We start from the raw sequence: 12,948 nt of genomic DNA, 5'->3' as shown, positions 1-12,948 counted from the left end.
GGCCCGGCATGGGCCATGCTCAGCGTCCGAGGGCTGCTTGCCTCATCGTGACGGTGGTGTCGGTCCGGGAACGGATGCATCGGCGGCGCGCAGCATGTACGCGAGCACCAGGTCCTCGAATTCGATCCCGCTCACCTGCCCGGTGGGGTAGGGGAGGGGCTTGTCGGAGCGTACGACCACGGTGTTCTGCCGGCCGGTGTGCTCGGAGAGGATCACTTCAGTGCCGTCCGGCAGCGAGGTGAAGTCGTCATGGGTGCCGATCAGGCGGTGGTGGCTGGCCACCAGATCGTCGACGGGGCCGGCCAGCTGTACGCGGCCGTTGGCGAGCACCGTTATGTAGTCGCAGATGCGCTCGAGGTCACTGACCAGATGAGACGAGAGCACAACGGTCAGTTCCAGCTCCACGACCGATTCCATGAGGCTACGCAGGAACTCGCGCCTGACCAGCGGGTCCAGCGTCGCGACCGGCTCATCGAAGATGAGCAGTTTGGGGCGTTTGGCGACAGCGAGCAGGAGGGCGAGCCGGGCTCGCTGACCACCGGAGAGCTGGCCTGCCTTGTGCTTGAGATGGGTGTTGAGACGGCCGACGTATTCGTCGACGAGTTTCTGGTCCCAGCGCGGGTTGAGCTTGGCTCCGAGCCTGAGGTGCTCGGCGACCGTCAGATCTGCGTAGAGCGGCGTGTTCTGGGCCACGAAGCCGACATCGGCCAATTGCTCTGCGGTGGTCCCGGGCGGCTTGCCGAAGATGGTGATGCTGCCGACGGTGGGCCGGAGCAGGCCGGACATCAGGCCCAGCAGAGTTGACTTTCCGGCACCGTTCGGGCCGACCACGCCGAGGACTCGTCCCGCCGGCAATTGCAGGTCGCAGTCGACTAGCGCCGGCCGATTCCCGTATCGAAGGCCAAGGCCGGTCGCCTCGATCGCGTACATCACTTCGGTCTCTCCAGGAAATCGCGGAAAGAGGTCAACAAGAGGGCCTCGATGCTCTCCGCGTCCAGCCCGGCTTTCTCCGCGTTGCTAAGCCACTGCAACAGTTCCTGACGGAGGGGTTCATGAGCTGGCAACGAATGGTCCACGAGCGTGCGGCTGACGAAAGTTCCCAGGCCGGGACGGGGTACCACCAAACCCTCGTGCTCCAGTTCCCGGTATGCCTTGAGCACGGTGTTCGGGTTGATCGCCAGTCGGGCCACGACTTCCTTGACCGTCGGCAGTTGGTCGCCCACCGAAAGCAGGCCGAGGCGCAGCGCCTGCTTCACCTGCTGCACCAGCTGCATGTACGGTGACACGCCGGAACGGACATTCAGCCGGAAGTCGATCAACGCATCACCACCGTTCAACTAGAAGCATAGGAGAAAGTACCAGGCGAAGATCATGACCTGCGCGTGGTACGCCCGCTACCGCCATGCGCGGTTGTCGAGGCAGCTTCGCTGTTGTCCCGGCGGTTCGGCAACGGGTGCTTTGCGGAGATGGGTGGTTCCGGGACTTTCCCGCTTGCCCGGATAACGGCGTCGAACGTCTGAGGCGGCGGGAAGTGCGGGCGATGGCGTAGTGGGGGCGACGACAACGGATCGGCGGGATTTATCGATGAAATTGGAGCGCGCGTGCGCCCTGCTGGGGGTCGAACGAGGCGTTCGCGGCCCGGGTCATGTAGGCCAGCACCAGCTCCTCGAGATCCAGGTGTTCGGCATGCATGGATTGCGGGATGGGGGTCGACTCGGTGCGACGGACCACCAGCGTGGTCCGCTGGCCGGAGTACTCAGATCCGATGATCTCGATCTGCGGAGGCAGTGACCGGAACGCGTGCTCCGGGCCGACGATACGGTGGTGCGTGCTGATCAGCTCGTCAACGTCCCCGGCCAGTTGGACCCGCGACCCGGCCAGCAGAATGAGGTAGTCGCAGACCCGCTCGAGATCGCTCAGCAGGTGCGACGACAGGATGACGTTGATACCGCTCTCGCTGATGAACGCCATGAGGTTCTGCAGGAACTGCCGGCGGGCGAGTGGGTCGAGCGCGGCCACCGGCTCGTCGAAGATGATCAGCTCGGGTCTTTTGGCAACGGCGATGGTCAGCGCGAGTTGGGCCCGCTGGCCGCCGGAGAGGGCGCCGGCCCTCTGCGCGGGGTCCATCCCGAGCTGTTGGACCCGGTGTCGGGCGAGAGCGTCGTCCCAGTTCTTGTTGAGGTGCGCGCCGAGCCGCAGATGGTCGGCGACGGTCAGCCCGGAGTAGACCGGGGTGTCCTGGGCGACGAAGCCGACTCGGGCCAGCTGGGCCGCGTTGGCCGCGGGCTTGTCGCCGAGGACCTCGATGGTGCCCGAGGTGGGTTCGATCAGGCCGCAGGTCATGCCGAGCAGCGTCGACTTCCCCGCGCCGTTCGGCCCGACGAGGCCGACGACCCGACCGGCCGGGATGTTCAGGTCGGCGTCGATGAGGCCGGGGTGGCGGCCGTACATCTTGGTGAGCCCTTGGGCGCGCAGAACAGCGGTCATCTCCATACCCCGAAGCTTCCTCATGTGGCCGGATCACAGGTTTACTCGGTAAATGAATGTTATAGGTAAATAGCACTTTGGGCCAGTCCTAAGTGTGCTGTTCAGGAGGCGCCACGGTTGAGTCGCGGGCCCGCTCGCACAGGGCGGTGACGGCTGTCCGGTCGATCCTGCCGATGGCGGTCCCGAACAGTTCGGCCAGCAGGCGAACGGTGTCGACCATCATGTATGTCAGCAGATGTGCTGCGCAATGTATTGCCTTCAGGGTGAGCGTCGTGGGCTTCTCGCGGCGCGCAGGCGCAGCACGGCGGTGAGGGGGAACGGAACTCGGCCAACCACCTCGATTGTTCAGTTGCACATCCGCCCTCGTCGGCGTATCCATACTTACGCAGCGTTGCCCTAATAGGGCAAAGTGCAGGTCCTGGGACTCGACATCGCTCCGCTATCCGGCGGACGCGGTCGGTGCGTTCCAGCCGCACGGGTTCCGCGGTTGCGATCCGGTCTGCGGAGCGCACCACCCGGCCTGGCCGTCGAGGGACGACGACCAGGCCGGGCGTGAGGCGCGGACCACCCTTACGGGGGATCAGGCGGTGCGCAACGCCTCGGTCGGTGCCATCCGGGCTGCCCGCAGTGCCGGGTAGAGGCCGGCGATCGTGCCCACCCCCACGGCGGCGGCCAGCCCGAGCCCGGCCGCGATCGGTGGAACGATCGGTTGCCAACCTCGGTTGTTGGCCAAGGCGACAGTCACGGCCACGCCAAGCAACACCCCGACGGCACCGCCGGCCGTGCCCAGAAGCATCGACTCGACCACGAACTGTGCGGCCACATGCCGGCGGGCAGCTCCGAGTGCGCGTCGCAGCCCGACCTCGCCGCGCCGTTCCAGTACCGAGATCACCATGACGTTGGCGATACCGATGCCGCCGACCAGCAGCGCCACCGCGCCGAGGCCGAGGTACAGCGAAGTGCTCGCGTTGAGGACAGCCGTTCGGGCGGTAAGGACGTCGGAGGGCCGGCTGACCGACACCTCGTTGGGATACTGCGGATTGACGGCGCGGGGCAGCATCTCCGCCACCTCGGACGTCCGCTCGGTTTCGGCTCGGACGTAGATGCGGCTGGGGTGGCCGTCGTAGGCAAAGTCGGCGGCGGCCGTGTCGAAGCCGATCAACGCGGACCGGTCGAGCTCCGACGCCAGCTCCACTGGTCGCAGGATGCCGGTCACGACATACCAGTGTCCACCCAGCCAGATCCGATCCTGGCCGGTCAGATTGTTGATGCCGAGGGCGCGCGCGGCCTCGAACCCGAGAACCGTGGTGGGGTATTTCGCCGTCGCGTTATTGAGGAAGGTGCCGTGCAAGAGTTCCGCGTCGAGCGTCTTCAGCAGGTTGTCGTCGCAGGCACGCACGTCAAGGCCGGCGCTCAGGCGCTCCGGGATCAGGTCCGAACGGAATACGTCGATGCCGGTCAGCTGTGCGGTTGCGGCGGCTGCTTGTACGGCCTCCGTCCGGCGGATCGAGTCGTCCGCGATGACCGGCAGCTGTGCCTCTCCGCCACCCAGTGCTTCGCTGCTGGTGACGGTGAGCATGTTGGTGCCGAGCCGGTCGATCTGAGCCATCACCTCCGCCTGGCTGGATCTGATGACGCCGAGCACGGCGACCGACGCGGCGATGCCGATCGCCACGCCGAGAACTGACAAGGCCGCCCGGGTGGGCCTGGTGCGCAGCCCGATGGTGGCCACTGGAAGCACATCGACGAGGCGTAGCCGTGACGGCGGGCTCATCGGGAGAGCTCCAGCTTCGCGCCGTTGTCGTGTTCGATCCGGCCGTCCCGGACCATCACCTGGCGCGGCGCGGCGGCCGCCACCTCGTTGTCGTGCGTGATCACGACAATGGTGGTGCCGGCGGCGTTCAGCTCCCGCAGCAACGTCATGATCGAGTCACCGGCGACCGAGTCGAGATTGCCGGTCGGTTCGTCGGCGAACAGGACCGCGGGCCGGCCGACCAGCGCCCGCGCGATGGCGACTCGTTGGCGTTCGCCGCCGGAGAGCAGGCGTGCCTGGTGGCGGAGGCGGTGCGCGAGACCGACGCGGTGGAGGGCCTCGGTGGCGGCCGCCCGCCGTTGCCTGGCGGGTACACCGCGGTAGAGCAGGCCGGTGGCGACGTTGTCCTGCGCGGTCGCGTGATCCAGGAGGAAGAACTGCTGGAACACGACGCCGAGCCGGTGTGCGCGTAGCCCGGCCAGCGCCCGGTCGCTGAGTTTCTCCAGGGCTTCACCGGCGATGCGGACCGAGCCGGAGGTCGGCCGGTCCAAGCCGGCGGCCAGATTGAGGAGCGTGGTCTTGCCCGATCCGGACGGGCCGATGATGGCGACCAACTCGCCGCTGTGCACGGTGAGGTTGACGCCGCGGACCGATTCCGTCGGCGGGTTGCCGGGGAAGGTCCGCCGGACGTCGATGAGTTCCAGGGCGGCTGTCATCCTTCCGGCACCTCCACCTGGTCGCCCTCTTTCACTCCGCCGCTGACCTCGACCATGCCGGTCGAGTCGTCGAACAGGCCGGGTTCCACGTTCTGGTAGGAACCATCGGCGAGCCGGACCCGGTAGCCGGTGCCCGGGCTCGTGAGAAGTGCGGAGATCGGCATGATCAGGACGTCGCGGCGCTCGGCCGAGGCGAGGGTGACCTGCACGGGAGACTGGTCGAGGTCGGGCGCGTTCTTGGGGACGGAGACCCCCATGACAACCTCTACGGTGGCCGGGTCGGAGCTGTTCGACTCCGCGATCGTGGCGACGCGCCCGACCCGTAGCACCTTGCCCTTGACCTCCGTGGCACCGGGCAGAGACACAGTCACCTCGTCACCCGCTTTGACCGAGTTCTGCCGGTCGGCAGTGATATCGGCCGAGACCACGCGCGTGGTGCTCGTGGTTGCCAGCACGACCTGGCCCGGCCCGACGGTGGCACCGGCCGAGGCATTCGCCTTGCTCACCCGAGCCGTGTTCGGCAAGAACACCACGGATCCCAGCGGCAGACTGCCGGTGCGCTTGCTCGAGGACAGACCCCAGGACTTCTGCAGCCGTTTAACCGCCGCGGCGGTGGCCGCGCTGAACGTCCTGTCGACCGTCATCTCCTTGTCCGGGTCCATGCCGAGCGTCCGCAGATTGCTTTCCAGCTGCTGCACGTCCGCGCCGTCACTCATGCCGCGGCGCAGGTCCCGGTAGGCCGGGACCTTGCCGAACAGCAGATGGACCGCCACCCCGTCGACCCGGTACAGCACGCCGTTACGGCCGATGCGGGAACCGTCTGACGCGACACTCGTCACGATGCCGGGGTCGCCATGGTGGATCACCGAGTACGAACCGTCGAAACCGTAGGTGCCGGACAAGCGGGTGCGCTGGCTGACCGTCCCACGGGTCACCGGGGCGGTCGTGGTCGGCACATCGGTGACAGCCTCCGGCTCCTTCGGCGTCGCGGTGAGCGCGTAGCCGGCGACCAGCGCGCCAGCCACCACGACGACTCCGGTCACCGAACCGGCGACCACCCGCCGCCAACGGCGGTTCCCGGTGCCGCCCGCCTCGACCCTCCCGGTGTGAGTCTCGACGGCCCGGTCGCCCCGGGTGGCCAGGTCAGTGCTGCCGTTCTCCTCGCGGACGACCAGTTGGCCGTCCGCGTCGCGCTTACGGGCTACCAGGTCGCCGCCCGGCTCGTTGTCGGTGTCATCCACGACGTCGCTCCGCTTCGCTCATGCCCCAACGATGGCGCCGGACCAGTACTGCTTGCACTTCGCGATCGCGTCCGACATGCGCTGGCTGTTCTCCGTGGCCAGACCCGTCCCCTTCAGCGCGAACTTTCCCTCAGCGTTGGGGTCGGGCCACTCCGGCACGCCGTTGTCCCGCATGCACTGCGAGTACTTGCGCAGCGCCTCGACATCCCCGGGACCGGGCACCTTCGGATCGTTCTCGGATCCGCCGCCGAGAGAGCCCTGGGGAAGCTTGCTGGCAATGTCCTTGCAGGCATCCTCGACCTGGTTCATCTTGGCCTCGGAGTACTTCGTCTGGAGAGCATCCACCCTGTCGGCGGGCAGCTGGAGTTTGCCGTCTTCGAGGTACGGCTCCGGCATCTCGGCGATCCCGTTGTCCCGGTAGCACTGCGCGAGCTGCTTGCCGAGGTTCAGGATCTCGGCGGTGTCCACCGTCTTGTTGGTCGACGGCGGCTCCGAGCCGCCCGCGGCGTTGTCGCCACCACAGGCTGCCACCATGAGGATCATCGCCGCTGCTGTGCATCGCAAAATCATTCTCATGCGGACCACACTCGTCGCTGCGACTCACGGCATCGTCTGTGTGCGGTCTGATTTTGGGCCGGCGGGTACCACTGCGGTCATACCCGCCTGTCTTACCGTGGGCGGACGGCGTCGTGACCTCGCAAACCTAAACTGGGGCGATGTCCCGGATAGCCGAGCTCTACCGCAGGCTGCTGGCCTGGCGGTGGACGATCCTCGATGTCGTCCTCGCCGCCGGTCTGACCCTCGTGTCCGTTCAACAGTCCGGGGACAGAGGACTGCAGTGGTGGCTGTTCGCCGTGCCGATGGTCACCGGACTCGTTGTGCATCGCCGCTGGCCGATGGTCGCGGTGCTGTTGACCGTGGCCGGCGCGCTCGGCCATCATCTGCCGTTCGCGACCGGAGCCGAGGCGCTCGACCTGGCCGTCCCGCTGACTCTCTTCACCCTGGCCAGCAGTGACCGGTCGCGTCGGGTCGTGGCGGTCACCTTCGGCGTCGTGCTGCTCAGCGTCGCCGGCCTGAGCCTCCTACAGCCGGTGCTGCCCACCGCCGCCGAACCCCGGCAAGCGCCACTGTCGACCGGTTCGACCTCCGGCGTGGACCCGTCCGGCCAACGCATGTGCGCCCTGCCCGCGCCCGGACAGACCCAGGTGACGGCGGTTCCCGTCGACCCGCGCGGCATCGGCGCGCAGATGATCGCAGCCCTGCGGCAGGGCGCCGGCAGCCTGCTCGTCCTGGCTTTGGCCTACCTGCTCGGCGAGAACGTCCGCAACCGCCGCATCCGACTGCAGACCCTGGAGAGACGCGCCCTGGACCTGCAACACGAGCAACAACAGCGGATCGCGCTGGCGACCGCCGCCGAGCGGGCTCGGATCACCCGTGAGCTGCACGACGTCGTGGCTCACGGACTGTCCGTCATGGTCGTGCAGGCACAGGGCGGCGCGGCGGCCCTGCGTCGTCATCCCGATCGTACCGAGGCTGCCCTGCAGAGCGTGATCGCTGCGGGCCGCTCGTCACTGGCGGAGATGCGCCGCCTGCTCGCGGTGGTCCGGCAGGACCCGGCCGAGGACCCCGAGTTGGCCCCGCAACCGGGTGTGGAGGCGCTGCCCGATCTCGTCGACCGCCTCCGGGCGGCCGGCACCCATGTCACACTCGCAGTCGAGGGTGTTCCCGCGCCGATGCCGGTCAGTGTGGACCTGTCCGTCTACCGGATCGCGCAGGAAGCGCTGACCAACACGCTCAAACATGCCGGAGATGGCGCCAGCGCCACGGTCCGGCTGGGATTCCGGCCCGACGTCCTGGAGATCGAAGTGGTTGACGATGGTGTTGGAAAGCCGCCCCCGACGGACGGGAAGGGCAACGGGCTCCGCGGCATAAGGGAGCGGGTGGTCATCCTCGGCGGCGAACTGACGGTCGGCCCCAGTGCGTCCGGGGGCTTCCAGGTACTGGCGAGGATTCCGCTGCGGCCGGGCGACCGATGAGCAACATCCGTGTGGTTTTGGTGGACGATCAAGCCCTGGTCCGTACCGGCTTTCGGATGATTCTCGACGAGACCGACGACATCGAGGTCGTCGGCGAGGCTGCTGACGGAGCCACCGCGCTGGAGGTGACGTCGCGTACCAAGCCCGATGTCGTGCTCATGGACGTGCGCATGCCCGGTGTGGACGGGATCACCGCCACCGAGAGGATCCGAGCTCTCTCATCGCCACCCAAGGTCATCATTCTGACCACGTTCGACCTGGACGACCATCTCTTCTCCGGCCTGCGGGCGGGAGCGAGTGGCTTCCTGCTCAAGGACACTCTCGCGGATGACCTCATCGCCGCGGTGCGGGTTGTGGTCTCCGGCGAGGCGGTGACCGCGCCGAGCGCGACCCGCCGGCTGATCGCACACTTCGTGGCGGCTCCGTCGGAGCACAAGGAGCCGCGTTCGGACACTCGTCTCGAGCCGCTGACGACCCGCGAGCGGGAGGTGCTCACGCTCATCGCCCGGGGCCTGTCCAACGCCGAGATCGCTCAGAAACTGAGCCTGTCCGAGGGGACCGTGAAGACCCACATCGGGCGGATCTTGGCCAAACTAAACCTACGGGACAGAGTCCAGGCCGTGATCCTGGGTTACGAGTGCGGTCTGGTCTCACCCTGACGGGCACGGCGGTCTGCCCCGCCCGGTCGACATCCATCGCGTGTCGACCGGGACGGGGCAGAGGCCTGCCTCACCGCGATCATCCGGGTACGCGCCGGATCCGCCAGAAGGCCACCGCGGAGAGTAGGGCGGCGAGCAGGACGAAGCCCGTGAACTCGAGCCATTGGAATGCCCAGTATCGGCTGGCGGGCTGGTAGGACACGTCGATGTGCATGTTGAGCTTGCTGATGCAGGTCTCCCACGGGTCCAGCAGGCCGTTGATCGCTGCCTCACGCCGGCCCTGGCCGGTGGCGTCCGCACAGGATGCGATGGTCGACTCGTCGGCCGTCTCCCCTGATTCGGTAAGCATCGTCACCTCTGAGTCGAGCATGAGCGCACCCGGGATGGCGTATCCCGTCACGATCACGGGCTCCGAGACCCGGACGGCGAGGAAACCGCCCCACTCCTTGACCTGAGCGTTGTACGGCACCGACTCCGTGACCGGGGGCAGCAGGTGGCCGCGGGCCACGCTGGGAATCAGCAACTGCAGGATGGCCACGGCCAGGAGCGTCGCCGCCATCGCCGGTACGGTGCGGCGTAGGAACAGCCCGATGGTGACGCCGAGCGCGACCGCGAACACCGCGTAGCCGAGCGGCACGATGTTGCGCGTCGAGAAACTCAGAGTTTCGAACCGGCTGCCCTGTAACGAGTCGTACCGGCTCGCCGCCCAGGTGAGCAGCAGACTGACTACCCCCGTGATCGCAACGCTGGCCAGACCGACCAGCGCCAGCTTGACAGCGAGCCAGTGCGTCCGCGTCACGCTCTGGTTCCACACCAGCCGGTGGGTGTTCTGTTCGAGCTCACGAGTGATCAGCGGGGTTCCCCAGAAGAGTCCGATGATCGCGGGGAGAGCCATCAGGAGGATCGTCGGAGCCTGCACGACCGTGGAGAACTGACTGATGAACTGCGTCTTCACTTGATGGAGATTGCAGCCGCTGGCTGCCCCGCAGCCGGCGACGTTGGTGTCGTAGGTGCTGCGTGTGGTGTATCCGACATACAGCAGGAACGCGGCGACGGCCGCGAGGAACGCGAGCGCCGTCAGGAACTGGCCGCGGAACTGACGCCAGGTCAGCCAAGTCATCGCTGTGCCTCCAAGGAGTAGGGGGTGGCGGTGGAAAGGCCGGGAAGACCGGCCGCCCGGGTGAGGTGGGCGAGCACCATGTCCTTGGGATCCAGCTGCTCGGCGCGCTGCACAAGGGAGGAGTCCCTCGTGGGAGCGGGGCGCCGGACGATCACGATGCTCCGCCGGTCATGATGTTCCGCTTGGACAATTTCGAGGCCGGGCGGCGCGTGATCAAGGTGCCTCGTTCCCCGACCAGGCGAAAGTGGTTGTCGATGAACTCGTCAACTCTGCCTGCCAGTTGGTGCCGGCGGTCGGCTCGAGCAACCCACAGGTCATTCCCAGTAATGTCGGCATGCCGGCGCCGCTGGGGCCGGCAAGCCCCACCACCCGTCCGGGCGGGATGTCCAGGTCGGCATCGGTGACTCCCGGGCGGCGCCCGTAGAGCTTGGTCAACGCTCTGGTGTGCGGAACGGAAGTCACGTTGTCACCCTCGCGGCCGCTTATCGCCTAGGTTATTTAGCTAACATCATGGCACAAGTCGTCGAGCGGTCAACCCCGTGTTCGTCGCGTGCGGCCGGCACCGAGCTCGGGCGGGCGTCGGACAGGCGCACCGCGCTGCCGTGTCCAACCGAGGGTGTTTCAGCAATTGAACAGTTCTGTCCGCGCTGTTCAACCGCTTCCTTGTTCGTCATCCGTCCATGCGCTGGAATCTGCCCGACGGACCGCACGACCGCCGCTTCCGCGATGCCGTCGTCGTGTGTGTCGCCCGACGAAGAGAAACGGTAGGCCGAATGAATCTTTTCAAGGATGTCGACGCGACGTACCTCGTACTCGTGAATGACGAAGGATAGCATTCGCCGCGGCCCGTTTTGTGGGCATCCCGGACGGCTGGGACACGGTTTTCGGCGAGGCGCGCCGCGATGACTGCCTGGAGTACATCGAGAAAATCCTGGACCGACCTTCGTCGCAAGAGCCTGATCGCCGCGATGGGGAAGAAGTAGTCGGCCGCTCGTGAAATCAGGAGGTCCACGTCGCTTCCAGTGGGCCTCCTGGTTGGACTCTGCCTGTTCACTCGGAGAACGCATCGGCCGGGTGGCCGGATTCGTTGAGGAGACGCACTGATGATTCCGTTGTCATTCGCGCAGCGCCGATTGTGGTTCTTGGACCAGTTGGAAGGCCCCAGCCCGACGTACAACAGCGTCGTAGCCGCGCGCTTGCACGGGACCGTGGAAGTCTCAGCCCTGGACGCGGCGTTGCGGGACGTGCTGGAACGGCACGAGTCCCTGCGGACCGTCTTTCCCGCGGTGAACGGTGAGCCGTACCAGCAGGTGCTTGAGCCGCGAGCGCTGGACTGGAGTCTGCAGGTGCTCGCGGTGGAGTCCGAAGAAGTGGCGCCCGCTGCGGACCAGCTGACCCGGCACGCGTTCGACCTGTCGTCGGAGGTCCCTATCCGGGCCTGGCTGCTGCAGGCGGGATCCGACGAGCACGTGCTCGTCCTGGTCATGCACCACATCGCCAGCGACGGCTGGTCGCAGCGGCCGCTGATGCGCGACATCACGGTGGCCTATGCGGCCCGGCTGCGTGGTGAGGCGCCGGACTGGGACCCGCTGCCGGTGCAGTACGCCGACTACGCGCTCTGGCAACGCGAGCTGCTGGGCGAAGACGACGACCCGGCTAGCAGGCTCTCGGTGCAGGTGGATTACTGGCGACGGGCACTCGCGGGCGCGCCGGAGGAGTTGGGCCTGCCGCATGACCGGCCGAGACCCGCGGTGGTCAGCCACCGTGGGCACACCGTTCCGCTGCGGGTTCCGGCTGACGTTCATCAGCGCCTGGCGGTGATGATCCGCGGAGAAGGCGTCACGGTGTTCATGCTGTTGCAAGCCGCTCTGGCCGTGCTGCTGTCCCGCTTTGGCGCCGGCACCGACATCCCGATCGGTTCCGCGGTGGCGGGTCGTACCGACGAGTCCCTGGAGGAACTCGTCGGTTTCTTCGTGAACACGCTGGTGATCCGTACGGATCTGTCGGGTGATCCGGAGTTCGGACAGGTGCTGGCGCGGGTGCGGGAGAGCGGTCTGGAGGCGCTGGCGCACCAGCACGTGCCGTTCGAGCGTCTCGTCGAGGAGCTCGCGCCGACCCGGTCGCTGAGCCGCCACCCGCTGTTCCAGGTCGTGCTGACCCTGCACAACAACGCCCAGTTCACCTTCGAACTGCCCGGTACGAGGGCCGGCGACCCGGTGCTGACCTTCGACGACGTCACGACGACCGTGGCCAAGTGCGATCTCGAGGTCATGGTCGGCGAGGTGTTCGACGCGCAGGGACGTCCGGCCGGGCTGCAGGGCTCAGTGACCGTGGAGTCGGACCTGTTCGACGTGGCGACCGCACGGCGGTTCGCGGACGGGTTCGCCCGGGTGCTGGCGATCGTCGCCGCGGACCCGCATGTGCGGCTGCATGCCATCGACGTGCTGGATCCGCAAGGTCGTGACCTGGTGGTCCGGCAGTGGAACGACACGGCGGTGCCGGTGTCGGCGGGGTCGGTGGTGGAGTTGTTCGGGCGTTGGGTGTCGGAGACGCCGGACGCGGTTGCGGTGGCGGCCGATGGTGTGGAGCTGTCGTATGCGGAGTTGGATGAGCGGGCTGGCCGGTTGGCCGGTCATCTGCGTGGTCTGGGGGTGGGCCGGGAGTCGGTGGTGGCGGTCGTGATGGACCGCGGTGTCGACCTGGTGGTGGCGTTGCTGGGTGTGTTGAAGGCGGGTGCGGCGTATCTACCGGTGGATGTGCGGTACCCGGCGGAGCGGATCGAGTTCATGCTGGCCGACAGCCGGGCGATCGTGGTGCTGGGTGTGTCGGACGTCCTGGATGAGTTGCCGGTGCGTGGTGTGGTGCCGGTGGCGTTCGACGAGCCGGCGGTGTGGCGGGCCCAGCCGGTGACGGCGGAGGTCGCGCCGCAGAGCTTG

15 protein-coding genes are annotated in these 12,948 nt (G+C 67.4%); 4 read left to right on the top strand and 11 right to left on the bottom strand.

Annotation, left to right across the window (positions count from 1 at the left end; translation table 11 throughout):
- Positions 1–42: 42 nt before the first annotated feature.
- From ACFP2T_RS00075 to ACFP2T_RS00040, 8 genes are all read right to left on the bottom strand, one after another.
- Positions 43–930, bottom strand: a complete 888-nt coding sequence (locus ACFP2T_RS00075) for an ABC transporter ATP-binding protein (RefSeq protein ID WP_377417786.1) — start codon at positions 928–930, stop codon at positions 43–45.
- Positions 930–1,319 (bottom strand): GntR family transcriptional regulator, encoded by a 390-nt coding sequence (locus tag ACFP2T_RS00070; RefSeq protein WP_377417784.1) that lies wholly within the window; start codon positions 1,317–1,319, stop codon positions 930–932. The genes ACFP2T_RS00075 and ACFP2T_RS00070 overlap by 1 nt, the downstream gene beginning before the upstream one ends.
- A 259-nt stretch (positions 1,320–1,578) precedes the next feature.
- Positions 1,579–2,487 carry an ABC transporter ATP-binding protein gene (locus ACFP2T_RS00065; RefSeq protein WP_377415924.1) on the bottom strand — a complete coding sequence of 303 codons (909 nt, stop codon included), beginning with the start codon at positions 2,485–2,487 and terminating at the stop codon, positions 1,579–1,581.
- An 88-nt stretch (positions 2,488–2,575) separates the two neighbouring features.
- Entirely contained in the window at positions 2,576–2,710 is a 135-nt protein-coding gene (locus ACFP2T_RS00060) for a hypothetical protein (RefSeq protein WP_377415922.1), read from the bottom strand.
- Between the two features lie 357 nt (positions 2,711–3,067).
- Entirely contained in the window at positions 3,068–4,261 is a 1,194-nt protein-coding gene (locus ACFP2T_RS00055; protein ID WP_377415920.1) for an ABC transporter permease, read from the bottom strand.
- The gene (locus ACFP2T_RS00050) at positions 4,258–4,956 is read right to left on the bottom strand and encodes an ABC transporter ATP-binding protein (RefSeq protein ID WP_377415918.1); all 699 of its coding nucleotides are present in this window, start codon (positions 4,954–4,956) and stop codon (positions 4,258–4,260) included. Before ACFP2T_RS00050 ends, ACFP2T_RS00055 begins: the two co-directional genes overlap by 4 nt.
- Positions 4,953–5,999 carry a peptidoglycan-binding protein gene (locus ACFP2T_RS00045; RefSeq protein ID WP_377415916.1) on the bottom strand — a complete coding sequence of 349 codons (1,047 nt, stop codon included), beginning with the start codon at positions 5,997–5,999 and terminating at the stop codon, positions 4,953–4,955. The genes ACFP2T_RS00050 and ACFP2T_RS00045 overlap by 4 nt, the downstream gene beginning before the upstream one ends.
- A gap of 216 nt (positions 6,000–6,215) precedes the next feature.
- On the bottom strand, positions 6,216–6,740 hold the full coding sequence (locus ACFP2T_RS00040) for a hypothetical protein (protein ID WP_377415914.1): 525 nt from the start codon (positions 6,738–6,740) through the stop codon (positions 6,216–6,218).
- Between the two features lie 173 nt (positions 6,741–6,913).
- Between ACFP2T_RS00040 and ACFP2T_RS00035 the strand changes: the two genes are divergently transcribed.
- Together ACFP2T_RS00035 and ACFP2T_RS00030 are read left to right on the top strand one after the other, a co-directional pair.
- Positions 6,914–8,233 (top strand): sensor histidine kinase, encoded by a 1,320-nt coding sequence (locus ACFP2T_RS00035; RefSeq protein ID WP_377415912.1) that lies wholly within the window; start codon positions 6,914–6,916, stop codon positions 8,231–8,233.
- Positions 8,230–8,892, top strand: coding sequence for a response regulator (locus ACFP2T_RS00030; RefSeq protein ID WP_377415910.1), 663 nt, complete (start codon positions 8,230–8,232; stop codon positions 8,890–8,892). The genes ACFP2T_RS00035 and ACFP2T_RS00030 overlap by 4 nt, the downstream gene beginning before the upstream one ends.
- Positions 8,893–8,971: 79 nt before the next feature.
- Here the strand turns inward: ACFP2T_RS00030 and ACFP2T_RS00025 are convergent, their stop codons facing one another.
- From ACFP2T_RS00025 to ACFP2T_RS00015, 3 genes are all read right to left on the bottom strand, one after another.
- Positions 8,972–10,012 carry an ABC transporter permease subunit gene (locus tag ACFP2T_RS00025; protein WP_377415908.1) on the bottom strand — a complete coding sequence of 347 codons (1,041 nt, stop codon included), beginning with the start codon at positions 10,010–10,012 and terminating at the stop codon, positions 8,972–8,974.
- Positions 10,013–10,225: 213 nt separating this feature from the next.
- The gene (locus tag ACFP2T_RS00020; protein ID WP_377415906.1) at positions 10,226–10,474 is read right to left on the bottom strand and encodes an ATP-binding cassette domain-containing protein; all 249 of its coding nucleotides are present in this window, start codon (positions 10,472–10,474) and stop codon (positions 10,226–10,228) included.
- Between the two features lie 32 nt (positions 10,475–10,506).
- Positions 10,507–10,848 (bottom strand): hypothetical protein, encoded by a 342-nt coding sequence (locus ACFP2T_RS00015; protein WP_377415904.1) that lies wholly within the window; start codon positions 10,846–10,848, stop codon positions 10,507–10,509.
- Positions 10,849–10,865: 17 nt separating this feature from the next.
- On the opposite strand from ACFP2T_RS00015, the gene ACFP2T_RS00010 reads away from it, so the two are divergent.
- Both ACFP2T_RS00010 and ACFP2T_RS00005 read left to right on the top strand, forming a co-directional pair.
- Positions 10,866–11,009 (top strand): MbtH family NRPS accessory protein, encoded by a 144-nt coding sequence (locus tag ACFP2T_RS00010; RefSeq protein ID WP_377415902.1) that lies wholly within the window; start codon positions 10,866–10,868, stop codon positions 11,007–11,009.
- Between the two features lie 106 nt (positions 11,010–11,115).
- Positions 11,116–12,948: condensation domain-containing protein (locus tag ACFP2T_RS00005; RefSeq protein WP_377415900.1), on the top strand; the 1,833-nt coding region annotated here is incomplete at its 3' end.

It is taken from the genome of Plantactinospora solaniradicis, assembly GCF_042658085.1.
Lineage (GTDB): Bacteria > Actinomycetota > Actinomycetes > Mycobacteriales > Micromonosporaceae > Plantactinospora > Plantactinospora solaniradicis.
The sequence above is the reverse complement of the archived record's forward strand: the minus strand, read 5'-3'. Positions and strand labels throughout refer to the sequence as shown.